This is a genomic window from Micromonospora sp. ATLC20 (genome assembly GCF_057196585.1).
In genome coordinates, this window is record NZ_JBXUOV010000056.1 from 1 (window position 1) to 22165 (window position 22165).

Annotated in this window: 14 protein-coding genes; 11 read left to right on the forward strand and 3 right to left on the reverse strand. The window is 72.0% G+C overall.

Translation table 11 applies throughout. From position 1 onward, the window contains the following. On the reverse strand, positions 1 to 712 hold a 712-nt coding region (locus tag AC2CHG_RS14475; RefSeq protein ID WP_484524917.1), incomplete at its 3' end, for a non-reducing end alpha-L-arabinofuranosidase family hydrolase. Between the two features lie 307 nt (positions 713 to 1019). Between AC2CHG_RS14475 and AC2CHG_RS14480 the strand changes: the two genes are divergently transcribed. The 6 genes from AC2CHG_RS14480 to fxsT all read left to right on the forward strand — a co-directional run bounded on the left by AC2CHG_RS14480 (position 1020) and on the right by fxsT (position 14152). Beyond that, on the forward strand, positions 1020 to 3065 hold the full coding sequence (locus AC2CHG_RS14480) for a hypothetical protein (RefSeq protein WP_484524918.1): 2046 nt from the start codon (positions 1020 to 1022) through the stop codon (positions 3063 to 3065). 10 nt (positions 3066 to 3075) lie between these two features. Beyond that, a complete protein-coding gene (locus AC2CHG_RS14485; protein WP_484524919.1) occupies positions 3076 to 5337 on the forward strand; it encodes a hypothetical protein in 2262 nt (753 codons plus the stop codon). A 453-nt stretch (positions 5338 to 5790) separates the two neighbouring features. Then, positions 5791 to 8097: an FxsB family cyclophane-forming radical SAM/SPASM peptide maturase gene (locus AC2CHG_RS14490; RefSeq protein WP_484524920.1), complete on the forward strand. Its 2307-nt coding sequence runs from the start codon at positions 5791 to 5793 to the stop codon at positions 8095 to 8097. Further along, positions 8094 to 8900 carry an AAC(3) family N-acetyltransferase gene (locus AC2CHG_RS14495; RefSeq protein WP_262016253.1) on the forward strand — a complete coding sequence of 269 codons (807 nt, stop codon included), beginning with the start codon at positions 8094 to 8096 and terminating at the stop codon, positions 8898 to 8900. Before AC2CHG_RS14490 ends, AC2CHG_RS14495 begins: the two co-directional genes overlap by 4 nt. A gap of 129 nt (positions 8901 to 9029) precedes the next feature. Further along, positions 9030 to 10220, forward strand: a complete 1191-nt coding sequence (locus AC2CHG_RS14500; RefSeq protein WP_355508625.1) for a TIR-like protein FxsC — start codon at positions 9030 to 9032, stop codon at positions 10218 to 10220. Further along, complete coding sequence (gene fxsT, locus AC2CHG_RS14505) at positions 10217 to 14152, forward strand: FxSxx-COOH system tetratricopeptide repeat protein (protein ID WP_262016251.1); 3936 nt, start codon at positions 10217 to 10219, stop codon at positions 14150 to 14152. Before AC2CHG_RS14500 ends, fxsT begins: the two co-directional genes overlap by 4 nt. On the opposite strand, the gene AC2CHG_RS14510 is transcribed toward fxsT, so the two are convergent. After that, a complete protein-coding gene (locus tag AC2CHG_RS14510) occupies positions 14130 to 15050 on the reverse strand; it encodes an alpha/beta fold hydrolase (RefSeq protein ID WP_194800411.1) in 921 nt (306 codons plus the stop codon). The two genes, fxsT and AC2CHG_RS14510, sit on opposite strands and share 23 nt — an antisense overlap. Before the next feature lie 34 nt (positions 15051 to 15084). Continuing rightward, a complete protein-coding gene (locus AC2CHG_RS14515) occupies positions 15085 to 18498 on the reverse strand; it encodes an NACHT domain-containing protein (RefSeq protein WP_402812071.1) in 3414 nt (1137 codons plus the stop codon). 165 nt (positions 18499 to 18663) lie between these two features. On the opposite strand from AC2CHG_RS14515, the gene AC2CHG_RS14520 reads away from it, so the two are divergent. The 5 genes from AC2CHG_RS14520 to AC2CHG_RS14540 all read left to right on the forward strand — a co-directional run bounded on the left by AC2CHG_RS14520 (position 18664) and on the right by AC2CHG_RS14540 (position 22146). Next, positions 18664 to 19272 (forward strand): class I SAM-dependent DNA methyltransferase, encoded by a 609-nt coding sequence (locus AC2CHG_RS14520; RefSeq protein ID WP_402812074.1) that lies wholly within the window; start codon positions 18664 to 18666, stop codon positions 19270 to 19272. A 72-nt stretch (positions 19273 to 19344) separates the two neighbouring features. Further along, positions 19345 to 19869: a hypothetical protein gene (locus AC2CHG_RS14525; RefSeq protein ID WP_484524921.1), complete on the forward strand. Its 525-nt coding sequence runs from the start codon at positions 19345 to 19347 to the stop codon at positions 19867 to 19869. Positions 19870 to 19917: 48 nt separating this feature from the next. Continuing rightward, the gene (locus AC2CHG_RS14530) at positions 19918 to 20259 is read left to right on the forward strand and encodes a DUF1330 domain-containing protein (RefSeq protein ID WP_484524922.1); all 342 of its coding nucleotides are present in this window, start codon (positions 19918 to 19920) and stop codon (positions 20257 to 20259) included. Between the two features lie 38 nt (positions 20260 to 20297). Then, entirely contained in the window at positions 20298 to 21290 is a 993-nt protein-coding gene (locus AC2CHG_RS14535) for a P1 family peptidase (RefSeq protein ID WP_484524930.1), read from the forward strand. Between the two features lie 175 nt (positions 21291 to 21465). Next, on the forward strand, positions 21466 to 22146 hold the full coding sequence (locus AC2CHG_RS14540) for an excalibur calcium-binding domain-containing protein (protein ID WP_484524923.1): 681 nt from the start codon (positions 21466 to 21468) through the stop codon (positions 22144 to 22146). Positions 22147 to 22165: the final 19 nt, after the last annotated feature.

The window sequence follows — 22165 nt, forward strand, 5'->3', positions numbered from 1 at the left end:
CCTTCAACGACACCCAGCCCGAGCGCGGCTGCGCCAACGCACCCGTGGACGACCACCGGTACGACGACGGCAGGTTGCACGTGCCACCCGGCGGCGGCGTCGTCGGAGGCGGCGTGGTGGGGTTACCGCCACCGTCCACCCGGACGAGCTGCCACTGCTGGTTGGCGCCGTTCCAGTCGTCGTACTGGACGATGTTTCCGCCGTCGGCGGTCGAGGCGCCCTGCACCTCCACCACCTTGTTGCTGTTGCGGTTGATCAGCCGGACGTAGCCGCTGTCGGAGTCGGCCAGCCGGAACTGCTGATTGGTCCCGTTGGTGTCGGACCACTGCACGATGCTGCCGCCGTTGGCGGTCGACCAGTTGTAGACGTCGAGCACCTTGCCGGACAGCCGTGACTTCAGCCGGTAGTAGCCGCCGCCGGAGTCGACGAACTGCCACTGCTGCTGGTTGCCGTTGTTGCGCGTCCACTGGGTGATCCGCGCGCCGTCGTTGGTGGCCAGGTTGTAGACGTCGAGCGCCTTGCCGCTGTTGCGGTTGACCAGGACGTACCAGGCGTTCGTGTCGACGCTCGCGGCGGCGGCGGGCGCGGACACGGCAGCCACCGCGGCGGCGCCGACGAGTACCGCGGTCGCGCCGGACGCGACGACTCGCGGCAGCCATCCGCGCCGTCGCGGCGGCGACACCGTCGATGGGGACCTACCGAATGCAAACATGTTCCTCCCTCTGATCACATGTTGTGAGCGCTAACAATTCGTCGTAGCGCACTGATCCCACACCCGGCCTGCCACGCGGCCATCCGCGCCCGCCCGGTGGGCCATCGATGCCGCCGTCCCGTGCCATCGACTGTGAGCGATAACACGTCGTTCGTCAAGTCGTAACAGTCGATGGACCGGCGAGCGCGCCGTCGGGGGGACCATGTCAGCTTCTCGACCCAGCACTACCGCTGCCCGCACCGCGGCCCGACAGTGCACACGGCTGGAGGGGGTGGGGGAAGTGGGGCAGCCGACGAACGAATCCGTCATGATCCGGGACTGGTTCAGCGTGCCGCGGGTGTCCGCCGAGGACCGGGCCGCGGTCTTCGGCGCACGTACCCAGGACCCACGGGTGGAGTTCGTCGCGCTGACCGTCAAGTACTGGATGGACGCGCACGCCACACGCTCGACGACCCGCGAGCGCGTGCTGGCCGCGATGACCGGCCGTATCACCCCGGAGAACGTGTGGGACCTGGTCTCGATGCTCGCGCGACTGCGACTGGCCGAGGCGTTCTTCGACCTGGCCGCCTCCGACGTCGACTCCGACGGCACGTTCCGTCGCTACCTGCTCGGCCTCGACCCCGCGCTGCTCGACGCGATGCGGCACTACGCGGCCTGGAACGGGATCAACCCGAAGCTGTTCCTGGACGGGTTCGCCGTCGGCGTCGGGGAATCAGTCGCGACGGTGGTGGTCGACCTCGGCAAGCTCGTGCAGTTGATCGGCCGCCTCCAGCAGGAGCAGTTCACCACGCTCATCGTGCTCACAGTCGACCCCCGCGCCGGTGTCCAGCGCCTCGCCGACCAGGCCACTGTCGTACGCCAGGCGCTGGCCGGAATCGTCGCCGCGCTGGACCCGACGACGGTTCCGGAACGGCTGCTGGCCCTGTGGCGCGGCTGGGCGGCCGAGTTCGCCCGGCACCTGGACGACCTCGACCCGTTCGCCGCCGGCCGCCTGCTCGGCCGCGTCGCCGGCGACCTCTACCAGGTGCTCACCGGTCTGGTGCATCTCGCCCGGCTGCTCGGCGGCGTCGCGGTCCGCGCCGCCGTCCGGTACGTGCCGCTGCTGCTCGCGGGTGCCCGGGAGGCGCGCCTGCTGACCGCCCGGACGGCCGCGCTGCTGGTGGCGATCGGCCGGGCGGCGATCCTCGCCGCACCCCAGGTGGGCCTCGCGATGCTGCGGACGCTCTTCCCCCCGAAGGTGCTCGACGCGCTGTTCCGGCAGGGCCGGGTACTGCTCGCCGACGCCGAACTCACACTGACCCTGTTCAACCAGGCGGCGCACGCCGAGGCGTTCGCCGGCGCCGGGGCGGGCACCCGGCTCGGCGCGCTGGTGAGCCTCGACGGCCGGCCCGTGCTGATGGCGAGCATGTCGGAGACCGTGTCGTCGGCCGGCCGGGCGGCGACACGGGCCGAGCTGAACGAGGCGCTGGACGAGATCATCAAACGGGTCGAGGACCTGCGCGAGTTGAAGCCGCCGAAGACACCCCGGGACGTCCGGGCCGCCGTCGTGCGCGCGGCCATCGCCCGGCAACTGGAGCAGCGACTGACCACCGCGTTCAACAGGGCGCTCCAGACCGTCGCGTACGAGGAGTTCCGCGCGTTGCGCAAGGCCGGGCAGGCGCAACCGTGGCGGCTCGGCCAGCAGGTGCACCGGCGGATGGCGGCCGAGGTCGCGCAGCTCGTCGGCCGGCCACCGGGCCTGGAGGCGTTCGCGGAGAAGTCGCTGGCGACGGTGGTCGAGGCGGTCCGCGCGGCCCACCCGGAGCTGGCGCCCGCGCTGCGCGGCTCCGAGGCGGTGCTGCGCCAGACGGTCGCCCAGATGCTGCTCGGCCACCCGGACCGGGACCTGCTGCTGCGCCTCGTCGGGTTCACCGGAAACCCGGCCGCGACCGGCGCGGAGAAGGCGCTCGCCACCCACCTCGCCGAACGGTTCCGGTGGAAGGCGTCCACCACTGTCGGTGACCTCCGCTCCGACCTGCTGCTCGTCGACCCCGAGGCGGCCCGCGTCACGAACGTCGACTGGACGTCCTCGACGAAGCTGGAGCGCTTCGAGAAGACCTGGGGGACCGTCGCCGACGACCTCGGGGAGACGTTCGACGGCCGCTGGGAGGCCGTCGCGGAGGCGTACCAGCGAGCCGCCAAGGGCGGTGTGCCGGCCGAGGTCGTCGCCGGCCTCGACGAGCTGACCGCGCACGCCGTACGCGAGACGGTCGTCCGACAGGCCGCCCTCAGCCAGTTGTTCCCCGGGTTCTTCGTCACCTCGCACGAGATGGCGTACCGGGGCCTGCAAACCCTGTTCACACTGCCGCTGTAGAGGAGCACCGATGGGCAGAGTCGTCGTCGCCGACGCCGATCCGGCGACGCTTGGTTTCAGCACCGCGCATTCCGACCGGTACGTCTACTCCAACTACTTCGTACCGGTCCGGCTCACCTTCGGCGGTGGCGAGACGCCCATCCTGCCGTTCTACGTCAAGCAGGCGCTGATCGAGGCGATCCGCTACGGCGGGCTCGACGGCGACCGGCTGCCGCACCTGCTCAAGGAACTCGGCCTCTACGACATGTGGAAGGCCAACGACATGGACGCCGCCACCGAGGCGCTGCCCGGCGTCGACTCGGGCATGTCGTACCGGGAGCCGCCGGCACGGCGCCAGACGCTGCTCGGCGACCAGCAGGCGGAGTTCCTCGCCGGCCTGCTCCAGTCCGACGTGGGCATCGCGTTCCTCGACCGCACCCGGATCCGGCCGGTGGGCTTCGCGCTCGGCGAGCACGTCTACGCGCTGGCGCTCGCCCCCGGTGAGGAGGCGGTGCTGGAGCAGCGCACCTACACCAAGCGCGAGCTGACCCTGGAGGAGCAGAACGAGTCGGAACAGCAGACCGACGTCGAGCTGACCAGCGCGCTCACCACCGAACTCCAGGAGGGCTTCGAGCGGCAGAAGTCGCTCACCGACACCTGGGGGCTCAACGCGAGCCACACCGGCCAGTACACCAGCCCGACCGGCATCTGGGGCACCTTCAACGCCAGCCACACGATCGGCTTCGCCAGCAGCGTCACCGCGGCGAGCCAGGAGACGAGCCGCCGTGCCGTGAAGGACAGCCGGACCGCCACCTCGAAGGTCGCGGCGCGCTACCGCACCCAGCACAAGACCGACTTCAAGCTGGTCACCGAGACCGGCGCGGAGTCGTCCTCGAAGCGCACCGTCCGCAACCCGAACCGGGCCACGCCGATCACGCTGCACTACTTCAAGGTGCTGCAACGGCTGGAGCTGGCCCACGAGCGGTACGGCGCACGGGTCTGCTGGGCCCCCACGATCAAGGATCCGGCGTTCGCCTTCGCCCAGAAGATCATCGGCGGACGGCAGCGGATCCGCGACAACGCGGTCGCCGCGCTGCCCCCGACGCCGGTGAAGCCGGAGCGCCCGCCGCGTGGCGCACCCGCCGCGGTGGAGACGCGCGTCGTGTACTCCCCCGTGGTCACGCTCGACAAGTGGGGATTCACCGGCGACATGAGCGCCGACTACGACGTCGACGTCGCGTTCGACGCCGGCTGGGAGTGGGACGGCGACGTCGACACGATCCGGCAGAACCTCACGCTGATCACCCGCCGTCCGCCGGACGCGATCGCCGCCCGGGTGGTGGGCGTTCCGGTGGTCACCGAGGCGGACGGGCGGCCGGTGCTGCGCGTACGCGTGCACGTCGGCGCCCGGAGCTGGCTGGCAGGTCCGGGTGCCGACGTGCAGCTCGCCGCCGGGTTCCGGCGTACCCCGACGGTGGTGGACCAGACCGCCGACGACGCGGCGTACAACGCGCTCGTCGCGGGTTATCTGACCGATCTCCAGGAGTGGCAGGACCGGCGCGACGAGGCGCTGGCCGCGGCGGAGGCGGCCGGGGACGAGTTCGAGGCGCGGCTGCGGGCCGGCTTCTCGCCGGTGAACGAGATGGTCTCGCAGATCGTGGAGACGCACTTCCCGGCCAGCGTGCGGGACGAGGCGTGGGAGATCGACTTCTGGCACCGGGTCTTCGACTGGGAGCGGGCGTCGTTCGTGGCGTACCCCGGCTGGTGGTCCGGCGGCGACGCCCGCGCCCCGGAGCGCGACCCCGGCGACTTCGTCAACGCCAGCTGGGCGAAGCTCTACCTGCCGGTACGGGCCGGGATGGAGCTGACCGCGCTGCGGTGGATCTTCGGCAAGGTGGTGGCGACGCGCCTGGCACCGGAGGTGGAGCGGGAGCTGGAGGCGTTCGTGGACGAGCTGACGACCTACCGGACCGGCCACCTCGGCAGCGGCGACGAGATGCCCGAGCTGACCACCGAGTGCCAGGACGTGCCCGAGCGGGTGTACTGCCTGGCGAAGTGGACCGAGCTGATGCCCACCGACGGCACCCACCTGGAGGTGGTGCAGGGCGTCACGACCGCGGCCGACGCGGTGACCGCGAAGGAGATCAGCGACGCGGAGGCGCTGCGGGCGGCGCTGCTCGACGGCGAGGTGCAGACCAACCGGCTCCGGACCAAGGCGTACGACCAGATGACCGAGCCGGCCGACGTCGACATCCGCCTCGGCACGCCGTCCGGGAGCGGCCCGGCCGTCTGAACCGCTCGTCCACCCCGGCCCCTCGGCTGACCAGGGGATCGGGGTGGACGATTTCTGCAAAAGTCTGGACTTTTGATTCGTAGCCTAGATGGGTAAAAAGACGCATAATTGATCCCTTACGGTCGCTCCCCCGGGCGACGACGACGCCGGCCGGCGAACCGTCCAGAGATTCACCTTCGCGCCAATGAGTCCATTGTGCTGGATCCCCCGGAGCTAATAGTGTGCCGTCGCTGCTGTGCTCGACGGGCGCATACACGAACCTAAGGAAAAGTCATGACTACCGTCCCCATGCGCCAGGAAGAGCCCCCGGTGTCGCTGGGCAGGGTCCGCGCGGAGCCCCTCGACCGGCTCTCCGCAGCGGACATATCCCCGATAGTGCGCCGGGTGATGGCGGCTCACCTCGATAAGACCCGGGTCCCCGCGGCGAAGTTCGGCTCGTTCATCTGATCTGCGATGTCCCCGGGGCCGGCCCGCGCGGCGCTCACCGAGTTCGTCCTGAAGGTGCACGCCAGGTGTGACCTGGCGTGCGACCACTGCTACGTCTACGAACACGCCGACCAGAGCTGGCGCCGCCGCCCGGTGCGGATGACGCCGGACGTGCTCCGGGCCGCGGCCGGACGGATCGCCGAGCATGCCGCCGCCCACCGGCTGCCGGACGTCACTGTCGTCCTGCACGGCGGTGAGCCGCTGCTCCTCGGCCCCGAACGACTGGGTCAGGTGCTCGCCGACCTGCGGCGCGTCATCGGCCCGGTCACCCGGCTGCGGATCGGCATGCAGACCAACGGCGTGCTGCTCTCCGAACGGTTCTGCGACCTGCTCGCCGACCACGACGTCGCGGTGGGCGTATCGCTCGACGGCGACCGGGCCGCCAACGACCGGCACCGGCGCTTCCGGTCCGGCGCCGGCAGCTACGACCAGGTACTGCGCGCGCTCGCCCTGCTGCGCCGCCCGGCGTACCGGGGGATCTACGCCGGCCTGCTGTGCACGGTGGACGTGCGCAACGACCCGATAGCGGTCTACGAGTCGTTGCTCGCCCAGGAGCCACCGCGAATCGACTTCCTGCTCCCGCACGCCACCTGGGACGACCCCCCGTGGCGGCCGGTCGGTGGCGGTACCGCGTACGCGGGCTGGCTGCGCGCGGTCTACGACCGCTGGCGGGCGGACGGCCGGCCGGTCGCCGTCCGCCTCTTCGACTCGCTGCTGTCCACCGCCGTGGGCGGACCCAGCGGCACCGAGTGGCTCGGTCTCGATCCGGTCGACCTGGCGGTGATCGAGACGGACGGCGAGTGGGAGCAGGCGGACTCGCTCAAGACCGCGTACGACGGCGCGCCGGCCACCGGTATGACCGTCTTCTCGCACGCGGCCGACGACGTCGCGGCCAGCCCGCTCCTGGCCCGCCGCCGCTCCGGCCGGGCCGGTCTCAGCGACGAGTGCCGGCGGTGTCCGGTGGTCGACCAGTGCGGCGGCGGACTGTTCGCCCACCGGTACGGCGCCGGGCACTTCGACCATCCGAGTGTCTACTGCGCTGATCTGAAAGAGCTGATCGTGCACGTGAACGAGAACCGACCGGCACCCGTCCGGCTCGACGCCGGCCTGCCCGACGACTTCCTCGACCGCCTCGCGGCGCCGACCGGCGACCGGGTCGCCATCGGCCGGCTCGTGGAGGCACAGATCGCCATCGTCCGTGCGCTGCTCGCCGAGGTGGCCGACCGGCTGCCGGCCGGCGGGGCCGGAGCCGACGGCTGGGAGGCGCTGACCGCGCTCGACCGTAGTGCGCCGGATTCCGTGGCCCGGATAGCGGCCCATCCGTACGTGCGGGCGTGGGCTGTCGACTGCCTCGCCGGCACTGGCACCGGCGCCCGGCAGGGGCCCGACTACCTGAGCGCGCTCGCGGCCGCCGCCGCGCTCGACGCCGGCACCGCGGTACGCCTCGACGTGCCGGTGCGATCCGGCCGCCTGCACCTGCCGACGGTGGGCACCGTGCTGCTGCCCGAGGTGGGCGACGGCACCGCACGGGTCGAGACCGGCCCGGGCTCGCTGCGGGTGACCGCCGGGGACGTGAGCGTGGCGATCCGCCCCGGGACGCCCGGGGACGCGCCCCGGTGGTGGCCGACCCGCGTACTCGCCACGCCGGACGTGAGCGTCCTGCTGGAGGACGGCGACCCGCACCGCGACTGCCACCGGCTGCCCGCCGGTGACCGGCTCGACGACGCGGGCGCCGCGCGCTGGGCCGAGACGTTCGCGGCGGCGTGGCAGGTGATCCGGGACGAGGTGCCCGGCCACGCCGAGGAACTGCGTACCGGGCTGCGGGCCGTGGTCCCGTTGCGGCGCAGCGGCGCGGGTGTCAGCGAGGCGTCGACCGCGCGGCAGGCGTTCGGCGGCGTCGCGGCCACGGAGACCGACGCGGGCTCGCTCGCGGTGCTGCTCGTGCACGAGTTCCAGCACAGCAAGATGAACGCGCTGCTGGACGTCTGCGACCTGGTCGACGGCACCCGCCCGATCGACATCACAGTGGGCTGGCGGCCCGACCCGCGGCCCGCCGAGGCCGTCCTGCACGGCATCTACGCGCACGTGGCGGTGGCCGACATCTGGCGGATCCGGGCCGACCGTCAGGTCGACGGCGCGCAGGCGGTCTACCGCCGGTACCGCGACTGGACGGCCGAGGCGATCGGCGCGCTGCAACGGGCTGACGCGCTCACCCCGGCCGGTTCGCGGCTGGTCCGGCAGGTCGCCCGCTCGATGTCCGGGTGGCCGTCGTGACCACCGCCGTCCCGCCCGCGTACCGGGTCGACACGCTCACCGCCGACCTGCGCGCGCTCGGGCTCGGCCCCGGCGACGTGGTGCTCGTGCACTGCTCCCTGCGCGCGCTCGGACCGGTCGACGGCGGGCCGGCCACGCTGGCCGACGCCCTGCGGGCCGCCGTCGGCCCGTCCGGCACCGTCGTGGTCCCGGCGCAGACCCCTGACAACTCGGTGAGCAGCCCCGCGTACCAGGCCGCGACCGCCGGGCTCACCGACGAGGAACGTCTGGCGTACGAGGAACGGATGCCCGGCTTCGACCCGGCCGTGACGCCGTCGTTCGGGGTCGGCGCGTTCGCCGAGCACGTACGCCGGCTGCCCGGCGCGGTCCGCAGCCGGCACCCGCAGACGTCGTTCAGCGCGTGGGGGCCGCGGGCGGCGGAGCTGATGCGCGTCCACGACCTCGACTCCCATCTCGGGGAGCGGTCCCCGCTCGCCGCCCTGGAGGCGGCCGGCGCCCGGACGCTGCTGCTCGGTGTCGGTTATGCGACATGCACCGCGCTGCACCTCGCCGAGTACCGGTTGCGCCGTCCGGCGCCGCGTCGTCCGTACCGCTGTTACGTGCTGCGCGACGGCCGCCGGGAACGGCTCGACTTCGAGGCTCCGCACCTGGATGCGGCCCCTTTCCCGGCCATCGGCGCGGAACTCGACCGGGCGGCGTTCACCCGGCACGGGACGGTCGGTGACGCACCGGCCCGGCTGCTGCCGATATCCGACGCGGTCGGTGCCGCCGTCGCCTGGATGGACGCCCACATCGGACGGTGAGGGCCTGGTAACCCGAGCGCAACCTCTCTACCCTGATCGATAGACGCCGCATCGTGTCGACTGGGGAGCAGCGCGTGATCGTTACCGGTTGGGGGTCAGACACTCGTCCCGTGGAACGGTCGTGTCGTCGTGACCTCTGAGCGGCCCACGCTGCCGGGCCCGCCCTATTTCTTCCTCAGCTATGTCCCCCCGCCGACACACAACGACCGCACCCCGGGCGACCACTGGGTCCGCCGCTTCTATCACGATCTCAACCTGGCGATCGACGGCCGGCCCGGCGACCGGGTACGCCGGCAGGGCTTCGCCGACTTCATGGTGCGGCCGCCGGAGGCCCGGACGGAACGAAAACGCACCGCGCTGGCCGAGGCCGAGGTGTTCGTCCCGCTGTACTCGCCGGACTACCTCAACCGGGACGACTCGCGCCGGGAACGGGAGTGGTTCCGGCAACGGCTCATCCGGGCCGGCCGCCCGCCGGACGGCGACAACATCCTGCCGGTCCTGTGGATCCCGTCGCCCGCCGCCCTCCACGCGCCGGACCAGGCCCGGGCCGTGGCGATGGCCGCCGACGTGGACGTGTACGCCGCGAACGGCATGAGCGCGCTCTGCCGGCTCCAGAAGTTCCAGGACGCCTACAAGGAGGTGCTGGGCCGCCTGGCGCAGCACATCGTCGACACCGCCGAGCACACGCCGCTGCAACCGGCCGAACCGCCGACCGGCCCGACCGACCTGCCGTCGTCCCCGACCAGCGAGGTGCCGTTCCGGGCGGTGGTGATCGCACCCGACCAACCGGCCGACCTGGGGCGGCTCAACGGCCGGTCCGACACCCACGCCGGCCGGTGGCGCCCGTTCCGCGGCCGGCCACCGGTGATCGAGGACGTGACCGACGCGGTGCAGCGACTGCGGATGCCGATCGACGTCCGCGACTTCGTCCCCGACGCCGGACTGTTCCGGTCCTGTCCGGGCGTACTCATGATCGATCCTCTGGTGGTCGAGACGCCGGACGGCGCGGAGGCCGTCCAGGCGGCCGTCGACTGCCTGCACGGCTGGGTGGGGGTCGTGCTGATCAGCGAGGACGCCCACCACGCCCACCGCTCGCACGCGGCCGGGTTGCTCGACCGGGCGGTGACCATGCTCTCCGCCACCACACGCCCGCTGAAGATAACCACGTGGGACGACTGGCGGACCGAGATCCACGATCTGGTCCGCCGGATGCGACGCCGCTACCTGGAGGCGGGACCGACCTACCCGCCACCGGGACCGCCCATCAACAAGCCCCGGCTCTGGGAGAACCCGCCGTCCGACGAGGGAGTGGACACATGACCCGACGTGAGGGACAGGTCGTCACCTTCTACTCCTACAAGGGCGGCACCGGCCGGACGATGGCGCTGGCGAACGTCGCCTGGATCCTCGCCGCCAACGGCAAGCGGGTGCTCGCCGTCGACTGGGACCTGGAGTCCCCCGGCCTGTCGCGCTTCTTCGCGCCGTTCATCGACCGGGACGCGCTGGAGAGCACCGGCGGGGTGATCGACCTGATCCGGGAGTACGAGTGGGCGACCACCACCAAGCAGGACAAGGGCGACGACCGCTGGCACGAGCAGTACGCCCGGGTGCACAAGTACTCGTTCTCGCTGAACTGGTCCAACTTCCCCGGTGACGGGACGCTGGACTTCCTCGGCGCGGGCCAGCAGAACAACGACTACGCGGGCGCGCTCGCCGGGATGAACTGGGACGAGTTCTACGAGCGGCAGGGCGGCGGCTACTTCTTCGACGCGCTGCGCGCCGACATGAAGCGCAACTACGACTACGTGCTGATCGACAGCCGCACCGGGTTCTCCGACGTCGCCGACATCTGCACCATCCAGCTGCCGGACGTGCTTGTCACCTGCTTCACCCTCAGCGAGCAGGGCATCACCGGCGCGGCGAAGGTGGCGCGACTGGTCGAGCACCGGTACGGGTCGCGACGGATCCGGGTGCTGCCGGTGCCGATGCGCATCGACCCGGCGGAGAAGGTCAAGGCGGACACCGGGCGGGCGGTGGCGCGGCAGCGCTTCAGTGGTCTGCCCAGCGCCATGAGCGAGGCCGAACGGGACCGGTACTGGGCCCGGATGCAGGTGCCCTACCAGGCGTTCTACGCGTACGAGGAACTGCTCGCCACGTTCGCCGACCAGCCCGGCGTCAACGGGTCGCTGCTGTCCGCGTACGAGTTGCTGGCCCGGGAGATCACCCGGGGCGAGGTGGAGTCGCTGCCGCCGATGAGCAGCGCGATCCGCGAGCGGGTCAACGCCCGGTTCACCCGTACCTCCAACTCGGTGGAGAACGAGATCATGCTCCGCCACGCCCCGTACGACCGGGTGTGGGCGGAGTGGATCGGGCACCTGCTGGTCTCGGCGGACGTCCGGGTGACCGACCCGTGGTTCACCGACGACGAGGCGCCCCGGACCGCCCGGGAGCTGATCATCGTCTCCGAGGCGAACGCCAACGAGGAGGCGGTGCTCGCCGCGCCGGACCGCTCGCCCGACCAGGTGCCGCTCGTCGTCTACGTGGCCGACGTGCGGCGCCTGGCGAACGTGCCGGCCGCGCACACCGTATCGGTCGCCGGGCTGGAGGCGCGTACCGCCGCCGCGCGGATCCTGCGCCTGGTCGGCCGCGAGGGTGTGCCCGCCGACCTGGAACTGCCTACCGGTCCCCGGTTCCCCGGCCGGGACAACACGGTGTTCGAGGTGCCGGGCCGCAACAAGCGCTTCACCGGCCGTGAGGCGGACCTGCGCGAGCTGCGGACGCTGCTGCGCAGCAGCCCGAAGGTGGTGCTCTCCGGCACCGGGCCGGTGGCGTTGCAGGGCATGGGCGGAATCGGCAAGAGCCAGCTCGCGCTGGAGTACGCCCACCGCTACCGCGCCGCGTACGACATGGTGTGGTGGATCGACGCCGACCAGGTGCCGTTCATCGAGTCCGCCATCGGTGACCTCGCGCCCTACCTGGGCGTGCCGTCGTCGGAATCGAACCGGGAGAACGCCCGGCTGGTGCTCCAGGCGCTGCGCCGCACCGACCTCCGGTGGCTGCTGATCATGGACAACGCCGACGAGGTCGACGGCGTCCTGCCGTACGTGCCGGACGGCAAGGGCCACGTCGTCATCACGTCCCGGAACCTGCAGTGGGTCGAGCGGGCCACCACGATCCCGGTCGACGTGTTCAAGCGCGCGGAGAGCATCCAGCACCTCACCGAGCGGGTGCCGACAATGCGCGTCGACCAGGCCGACCGGATCGCCGCCCTGCTGGGCGACCTGCCGATCGCCGTGACCGCCGCCGCGGCGTGGCTGGCCGACACCGGCCACTCGGTCGACAGCTACCTCACCGAGATCGCCAAGTTCGGGCCGGGCGCGGTGATGGAACCGAACAGCAACGTCTCCGTGGAGGCCACCTGGGAGCTGTCGCTCAACCACCTGCGGACCCGGAACCCGGCGGCCTACCGGGTGCTGCAACTGTGCTCGGTGTTCGCGCCGGAGATCTCCGCCGACCTGGTCTACAGCGACGAGTTCGCCGAGGCGCTGGTGCCGTTCCACCCGCAGGCCAAGGAACGGCTGGTCCGCCAGCAACTGGTGCAGCAGGCCAACCGGCTCGCCCTGGTCCGGGTCGACCTGCGGGCCGAGAGCCCGTCCGGCGGCGAGCGGGGCCGGGGCGGCCTGGTGCTCATGCACCGCCTGCTGCAGCACGCCGTCCGGTCCCGGATGACCGAGGAGGAACTCGACGAGGCGCGCCGCCAGGTCCACCTCGTGCTCGCCGCCGCCCGTCCCGAGGGCGAGGTGGACGACCCCGACGGCTGGCCCCGGTTCCGGGTCATCTGGCCGCACCTGGAGGCGTCGAAGGCGCCGCTGAGCCACCGGGTGGAGGTGCGGGCGCTGATGATCGACCGGGTCCGCTACCTCCAGTTGCGCGGCGACCTGGAGACCGGCCGGCGGCTCGGTGAGGAGGTCGCGCAGACCTGGGAGCAGATGCTCGCCGAGGAGACCGACGCACGGGCGCGCGACGACCTGCGCCGGCAGTTGCTGCACCTGCAGTTCAACCTCGCCAACATCCTCGCCTTCCTCGGGCAGTTCACCGAGTCCCGGGCGCTGGACGAGGAGGTCCTCGCGGCCCAGCGGGAACTGCTCGGCGAGGACCACCCGCACACCCTGATGACCGCCGGCGGGCTCGCCCGCGACCTGCGCGGCATGGGCAAGTACAACGAGGCGCTACGCCTGGACGAGATCACGTTCAACGCGTGGAAGCGGAACTTCACCGAGGAGCACCCGCGCACCCTCGTCGCGCTGAACAACCTCGCCACCACCCAGCGCCTGATGGGCGACTTCCGGGAGGCCCGCAAGAACGACGAGATGGTGCTGGCCGGGCGCCGCGCGATCCTCGGCGAGGACCACCCGGACACGCTCGCCTCGTCCGCGTACGTGGGCATAGACATGCGCGACGCCGGCGACTACGAGCAGTCCATCGCCCGGCTCCGCGGCGTCCACCGGGACCTGCTGCGCACGGCCGGTGCCGAGCACCTGATGACCCTGCGCGCGCAGACCAACCTGGCGGTGTCGCTGCGCTCGGCGGGGCACGCGGTCGAGGCGGGCAAACTCCTCGAAGCGGCGTACGAGCTGCTGAACGAGCGGTTCGGGCCGGACAACCCGGAGACGCTGACCTGCCGGCTGAGCCTGTCCGTCAACCTGCTCACCGTCGACCTGTTCCAGCGGGCCAGCCGGGAACTGACCGAAGTGCACCGCGTCTACCAGAACAACCTCGGCCCGGGGCACCCGCTGACGCTCGTCTGCTTGGTCAACCTCGCCATGGTGGCCCGCCGCGCCCGGGACTTCGCCGAGGCCCGGCAGCTCGCCGGCCAGTCCGCCGACGCGCTCGCCGACGTGCTGGGCGACGACCACCCGTACCCCCTCTCGGGGTGGATGAACCAGGCCATCTGCATCGCCGAGCAGCCCGACCCGCCGGAAGGCCGGGAGGCGGCGGACCTGGAGGCGCTGGCGCTGTTGCGACGTGCCCACGACGGCCTGGACCGGATGCTCGGCCGCGACCACCCGAACACACTGCGCTGCCGGGCGAACCTCTTGGTGATGCAGGAGCGGGTGGAGGGCGGCCGGCGGGCGGAGCTGGAGGCGGTCACCCGCGAACTGACCTACCGGCTGGGCGAGAGCCACCCGGCGGTCGAAACCCTCCGGGAGAACCGGTTGCAGCGGCGCATCATCGACCCGCATCCGATCTGACGGTGGCCCGCTCCACCGGATCGGCCAGCCAGGCGAGGATCTCCGGCAGCACCTCCACCGCGCCGAAGTGCGCGCTGCGCGGCTGCACGTGCAACTGCGCGCCGGGGATCTGCTCGGCCAGCCAGCGGGTGTGGCTGGCCGGGGCGAAGTTGTCGTCCGCGCCGTGCCAGAGACGTACCGGCATCCGGATGTCCGGGAGCGTGACGCCCCAGTCGGCGCGCAGTGCCAGCACGTCGTCGATCCAGCCGTGCGGCCCCTGGCGCAGCGCCTCGGCATAGGCGTCGGTGAGCTGCCGGCGGATCGGCACCCCGGCCACCACCCGCCGGTCGGCCTCGGTCATCTGCCCGACCAGCAGCGCCAGCAGCGAGCCCGGGTCGTCCATCGTGCGCTCGGCCCGCAGCCGCAACTGCTCGGCGAGCATCGGCACGTCGTGCTCGGCGGCGCCGTAGTCGCGCACGTTGGCGTCGGTCATGCCGCCGAACCAGTCCAGCCCGGTCGCGCCGGCCGGGGCGAGGCCGACCAGGACCGCGGTCCGCCGTACCCGGTCCGGCAGCAGCGCGGCGCAGGCCAGGGCGTGCGGACCGCCGCCGGAGCGCCCCACCACCGAGAACCCGTCCAGGCCCAGGTCGTCGGCGATGGCCGCGACGTCCGCCGCGGCGTCCGCGACGCGGCGGCCGGGCAGCCGGCTGGAGCCCCCGTAACCCGGCCGGTCGTACGAGATCAGCCGTACGCCGAGCCGGTACAGCACGATGGACCGTGGTCGTGGACCGTTGCGGCTGCCGGGTGTGCCGTGCATCAGGAACACGGGCCAGCCGCGTTCCGCCCCGGCGATGTCGACCGCCAGGTTCCTCCTTCCCGTCCGGACGATGTGCTCTCGGTGCCTGGGCGAGTGTGCCAATCGGGGCCTCCGGACGGGTGGTGGCGGTACGGGGTCACACCGCGGCGCGCAGCGTGTCGAGGGCTGACGCCAGCGAGACCTCGGCGGGCACCCGGTCGTGGGCCCGCAGATAGTCCAGGAGCAGGCGGCACAGGCTCGCCTCGTCGAGGAACTCGTCCGGCAGCCGGTGCGCGAGCAGGGCGTGCATCGTCTTCGGCGGGATCTTCGGCCAGGCCAGGTCGGCGTACTCGTCCAACGCCATCAGCAGCCACAGCGCGGTGCGGTTGTCGACCCGCGCGGCGGCGAACTGCTCGGCCATCTCGGCCGACACCACGCCGTCCTCCAGCGGCAGCTCCGCGAGCCGGTCCTCGATGTCGGCGAGCACCCGCCGGACCCGGGGCACGTACCGCTGCGGCAGCCGGTGCAGCCCGTGCCGCAGGATGAGGGCGTGCAGCACCGCGTGGTCGTCGGTCGTGCCGAGCGAGTCGACCAGCTCCGGGAACTCGTCGATCAGGTACGGACACGAGATGATCAGCTCGGGTGGCGCGGTGGGCGAGTCGGGCAGCCGGCTCAACGCCACCCGGGTCAGTCCGCACACCACCTCGCGGGGCAACTGCGCGCCGTCCTCGGCGAGGCATTCCAGCAGGACCGTGGCGCTCGTGCTGGACACCGCCTCCGGTGACTCGACGGCACGCGCCCACAGCCGCCGGTAGCTGCGCTCGTCGTACAGGATGAGCTGGTGCAGGGACGGCACCGGCCAGCGGCGGGTGGCGAGCGACACCAGGTCGGCGTGGAACCGGCCGGCCTCGAAGCTGTCCGGCTGCTGGCCGCGCCACGTCCGCGCGCCCGCCTGCAACTGGCCGTAGGTGGTGATGTCGCCGAGCAGCCGCGCCTCCTCGGCGGCCACGTTCACCGTCTCCCCCCGGCGTTCGCGCCGCCGCTCGGCGATGATCCGGCCGTCGGCGTCCCGGTTGAGCCAACTGATCATCGCGAGCTGGCCCTTCTCGTCCAGCCCCGCCCGCCACAGCCGGACCGTGGACACCCAGGTCGCCTCGTCCATCAGGTCGGTGTGACGTACGCCGTCGGGTGACACCAGCGCGGCGAGCGCGACCAGGTTCGCGGTGTACGCGGCGAGCAGCCGCACCGGGTCGTACGGCGCGGGCCGGTAGCCGTCCACGCCGGCCAGGTCGGTCCGCTGCCGGGCCTCGGCCAGCAGGCCGGCGATGGTCTCCACGATCGCGTCCCGCTCCTGCGGATGGCGGGAGCTGAGATCCCGCGCGAACTCGACCAGCGCCTCCCGCTTGACCAGCGGCTGGTGGGAGAGCAGCGCCCGGAACTGACCGGTGTCCAGCTGATAGCCGAAGCCGGCCGGGCTGCGGGTGTGCCGGCGCAGCTCGGCCAGGCTCCGCAACGCCCCGACGACGTACTCGGCGATCAGGAAGTCCCCGATCGTGGTGTGCAGGAACTCGTACGTGCGCCGGGCGTCCTCGCCCTGCACGTCGTCCGGGCCGTACACCACGAAGAACGCGGCGGTGACCAGCTGTTCCGGGCCGAGCACGTCGCCGAGTTCGAACCGGGAGCCGTCACCGCTGCGGGAGCCGAAGCAGTCCAGGTCGAGGCGGAGCGCGGCCCGGTTCACCAGTTCCCGGTTGCGGTTGAACATGGCGAACGCGGTGATCGCCAGGTCGCGCCGGAGCTGGTGCTCGCGGGCCTCCCGCTCGTGGTGCGCGAGCGCGGTCGGCGCCTTCTCGCTGACCTGCCGCCTGATGAACGCGGTGAGCAGGCCGGTGAACAGGTCGGACCGGGAGATGGCGGCGCCGGGACGGCGGTCGGCCCAGTGCTCGTTGTAGTAGATCGCGAGCAGCGTGAGCAGCAGCGGCTGGCGGGCCAGCTCGCCGTGCGACAGCAGTTCACGGGCGGACAGCCGGCGGTAGCCGGGACGGTCCTCGTTGGCCGCGTTGACGGCGGCCAGCCAGGCGGTCACCTGGGCGTCGGTCAGGTCTTCCAGCCGGACCAGCACGGTGCCCTGCGGCACGCTGGCGCGGTCCATCACCAGGATCCGGGACGTGATGATCGGAATGATCGAGTAGCCCAGGTCCCACTGAGCCTCCTGGAACTCGGCCACCCGGTCGATGTACTGCGAGTGGGCGGTGCCGGTGACCTGGACCAGCTCGTCGAACCCGTCGAAGATCACCACGACTGTGGTGTGCTGGGTGGCCCGGCGCAGGTCCGCCCAGCGGATGCGCTCGTCCATCACCTGTTCGATCGCGGCCTCGATCTGCTCGGTCGGCGACGTGTCCCCGGACATCCGGCGCAGCGGCACCACTATCGCGGTGAAGCGGGTCGCCGGTAGCCGGGCCGCGATCACCCGGGTCAGCAGCGTCTTGCCGGCGCCCGGCTGGCCGAGGAGCAGCAGCGGACGGTGCAGGCTCGCCGGGTCGGTCAGGTACCGGGAGAGGAACCCGACGAGGTCACCCCGGCGCGGCTGGTCGTCCCACCAGGCCTCCCGCTCGGGTGACGTGTGCTTGCCGTACTCGGCGGCCCGGAAGTCGGGGCTGATGAAGCCGCTGTCCACGTTCGGCAGCCGCAGGTGGAAGTCGACGTCCTTGATCCGCAGCAGCGGCTGCCGGAACACCGCCGCGAGCGAGCCGGTGAGCCGGTCGAGGGACTCGCGGAGCAGGTCGGGCCGGTCGGCGGCGACCGGCCCGGACAGCTCGGCGAGGTTGCGGTAGAGCTCCGCCAGCGCGTCGAGCCGGGCCGAGACCTCCGTGGTCAGCGTGCGGTTGTCTCTCAGGTTGTGCTCGATCGCCTCCCGCATCATCCGGAACCCGAACTCGGGGAGGTCCGTGGCGAGCCGGTCGAAGCGGTCCTGGTAGTGCGACATGGCCCGGGTCACCACGCGGGAGCGCAGCGACGTGAGGTCGAGCCCGCGCCGCACCGACGGCCAGGCGGCCAGGCCCTCGCAGAACGCGATGGTGGCGTCGTAGAGCCTGACGTACGCGACCTCGACGTCCCGGCGGGTGTCGTCCATGCCGTACACCGAGGAGGGCAACGGGAAGTAGCCGCCGTCGATCTCCTGCGGAAGCGTGTGGTGCCGCCGCTCGGCCGGCACCATGCCGACCTTTTCCTCGTCGGTCAGTTCCAGCCTGTCGAAACCCGGCCCGACCTCGTCCCGGAAACCGTCGAAGAACGCGGAGAGCGCCAGCACGGTGTGGCTCGCCTCCAGCAACTCGTAATACGATTTCCCGCCGGTCGTCCGGATGCGGCCGGCCTGGTTTCCGGTGGCGTCCCGGACGAGCTGCACGAGTGCGTTCTTCGGGCCGAGCAACGCGAGCGCCGTACCGTGGGAGAGGGCTCCGGCGCCCAGGATCCCCGCGCTGACGACCTTGTCGGTCTCGGTGATGCGCGTGCTGCCCGGGGCCAGCAGTCGTAACGCATCTCGATAGCTGAGGCTCGAACGGCGCGGCATGCCGCCCCTTCCGCTGCTGGCGATCGGATTCTTCAAGGATAGAAACTTCAGTGACGGAAAGCTATCGATTCCTCACCGGGCGGCGGCTTTACGACGACTTTTCCATTCATTCATCTCATTCATCCGGTAAATGCGGCGAAGGCGTCCGACCTCTATGGTCGACGGGTGGACCACACACGGGTACGGCAGGCGTACGGGGCGGTCGCGACGCTCTACATCGAACTGTTCGGCACCACCGGCAAGGTGCACGCGGACGACCTCGCGCTCATCGGCCGGCACCTGACCGTCCGGACCGGTCCGGTGCTCGACCTCGGATGCGGGCCCGGTCATCTCACCGGCCATCTCCGTTCGCTCGGCGTCGACGCCACCGGGATCGACATGGTTCCCGAGTTCGTCGCGCACGCGCGGGCGACGCATCCGGACGGCGCGTACCGGCTCGGGTCGCTGGACCACCTCGCCGTCCCCGACCACTCCGTCGCCGGCATCCTCGCCTGGTACTCGCTGATCCACCTCCCGCCACCGGAACTCGACGGCGTGCTGGCGGAGTTCCGCCGCGCGATCGTGCCGGGTGGACGGCTCGTGGCCGGCATCTTCGTCGGCGACGAGGTGGGCGCCTTCGACCACAAGGTCGCCACCGCGTACCGCTGGCCGGTGGACGAGTTCTCCGCGCGCCTGCGGCGGGCGGGGTTCGCGGAGGTCGAGCGCCTGACGCGCCTCGACGACGAGGCCCACCGTCCGCACGCCGCCGTCGCGTCCGTGGCGTCCGGGGCCTGAGCGCACACCATCGTCACCAGGCCGCAACCGAACGCGGATCGCGGAGTGACACGGCGCTGTCACCGTCGGAGCATGGCCACGCCAAGGGGTACGAGGACACGCCGGGCCGTCGCGACACCGGCCGCCGCCCTGATCGTGCTGGCCGGGCTGACCGCCTGCACACCGGAGGTGAAGGGCGTCACCGGCCTCACAGTGGACGCCCGTGGCCGGCCGCACGCGGTGCTCGCCTGGTGCGCGGACCGGCCGCCCGACGTCGTGGTGCTCAACTCAGTGACGGAGTCGGCCGGTGCGCCGATGTCGGAGCGACCGTACCGGCCGAGACGGAAGTACGACGTGCCACGCGAGGCGGCCGCGCCTGCCCTCGTACCCCTTGAGGGTTTTCCGCCCGGGCCGGTGGTCGACGCACAGGCGGCGTTCCGGGTCTCCGGCGCCACCCACGACAACAGCTTCCGGACCGAGGGCGTGGACTTCCGGATCGCCGAACTGGCTGAGCTACGGCCGGGGTCGGTCCTGGTGACCGACTTCGACGACAGCGGGGAGGTGGTGCGGACGGTCCCGCTGGACGAGTTCACCGAAATGGGCGAGAAAGCGTGCTGACCGCTGTGTCAGGATCGGCGTTCGGAGTTCGACGGCCGGAAGGACACCATGCCCGCGTACGCCATCGCCCACCTCCAGGACGCCGCCCCGCATCCGGACATCGCCGAGTACATCGAGCGTCTCCCCGGCACCCTCGCTCCGCACGGCGGCCGTTTCCTCGTGCACGCCACGCCGCACGAGGTGAAGGAGGGCGCCTGGCACGGCGCCGTCGTGATGCTCGGCTTCCCGGGCATCGCGGAGGCGCGGGCCTGGTGGGACTCGCCCGCCTACCAGGAGATCGCGCCGCTGCGCTCGCGGCACATAGAGGGCGACATCATCCTGGTCGAGGGCGTCCCCGACGACTACACCCCGACCGGCATCGTCCAGGCGATCCGGGCAGCGGCGTCCTGAGCCGGCGCGCCCGCGACCTCGGGATCGTCGTCGGGTCGCTGCCCACCGGGCCGCACAACGCGATCACCGACGTCCCCGGCGTCCTGGTGGGTCACACCACCGTCGACGACAGCGCCGACCTGCACACCGGCGTCACCGCGATCGTGCCGAGCGGGCTCGGCCCCGGACGGTGGACGCTGCCCGCCGCGGTGTACACCGGCAACGGCCACGGGAAGCTCGTCGGCTCGACGCAGGTGGACGAACTCGGCGTACTCGAATCTCCGGTGGTCCTGACCGCCACGCTGTCGGTGTTCCGGGCGGCGGACGCGCTGCTCGGTCACCTGATGGAGCGCCGGCCGGACGGGCTGTCGTTCAACCCGCTGGTCGGTGAGACGAACGACGGGCACCTGTCGGACATCCGCCGCCGCCCCGTCACGGAGGCCCACGTCCTGGCGGCACTCGCCGGGGCGAGCGGCGGACTCCCCGCCGAAGGCTGCGTCGGCGCCGGTACCGGCACCACCGCCCTGGGTTACAAGGCGGGCATCGGCACCTCGTCCCGCACGGTCCGGGCCGCCGGCCACACACGGACGGTCGGCGCGCTTGTCCAGTCCAACTTCGGCGGCGTCCTCACCGCGCTCGGCGTGCCGCTACCCGTCCACGAGCTGGTCCCGGCCGCCGACCGGACCGAGCCGCCCGGCAACTCGTGCATGATCGTGGTGGCGACCGACGTACCAGTGGACGCGCGCCAGCTCCGCCGGCTCGCCCGCCGGGCCGTGTTCGCGATGGCCCGGGTGGGCGCGTCGTTCAGCAACACCAGCGGGGACTACGCGATCTCGTTCACCACGTCGGATCAGCAGCCGATCCCGGACGGCGCGATCGATCCGGTGTTCGCCTGCGTGCTGGACGCGGTCGAGGAGGCGCTGCTCAACTCGCTGTTCACCGCGGTCACCACGACCGGCGTGGGTGGTCGTACCAGTCACGCGGTTCCGCACCGGGCCGCCGTCGAGCGGCTGGCGGCAGCGGGACGGCTGACAACCCGGCCGTACGCCTGATCCGGCGCCCCTCTCGCCGTCGGCCGTTCGGCGAGGGGCCGAGTCCGATCATCCGCCGCATCGATGCCGATGCTCCGGCCGACGCCGACCGTTTCGTCGCTTATCACGCCGGTAAGGTCCGGTCTGTCGGCTCAGCGACACTGCGGGCCGCAGGCGTCGCTCCACACTGCCCGCTGTGACCGAACTCCCTCCCCAGAATCCGCGGCGCGAACAGGCGCCGCTGCCCGACAAGCCCGGCATCCCGCTCTCGGCACCGCCACGGCCGTCGTGGTGGAGCCGCCGGCCGGCTGCGATCAAGGTGTTCCTCGGCCTCGCCTGCAGCGGCGCGCTGCTGGGCATCGGCATGACCGGATGCGCCACTTCCGAGCCGAGCGGATCGCCGGAGAAGGTGGCCCAGGGGGTGCCGACAGTGGCGGCGCCCACCACCACGGCCCCGGCGCCCGAGGTCAGCACCGTGTCGCCCGAGCCGTCGCCGTCACCCACCACGGCCGCGCCGGCCACCGCGAAGCCCGCGTCGAAGCCGAGCCCGCGCAAGACCACGAAGCCCGCCGTCTACTACAAGAACTGCGATGCCGTACGCGCAGCCGGCAAGGCGCCGCTGCTGCGCGGCCAGCCGGGGTACCGGACCGGGCTGGATCGCGACCTCGACGGCGAGGCATGTGAGCCGAGTGGCGGCAACGGCGACTCCGGCGGCGGAAGCACCGGCGGCGGCAGTTCGGGCGGCGGCGGCAACGACCCGCGCTTCGGCACCTGCAAGGAGGCGAACGCCAACGGGTACGGCCCGTACCGGCAGGGCAAGGATCCGGAGTACTACTGGTACATCGACCGGGACAACGACGGCATGGTCTGCGAGTGACACGCGACGCCGGGGCGGA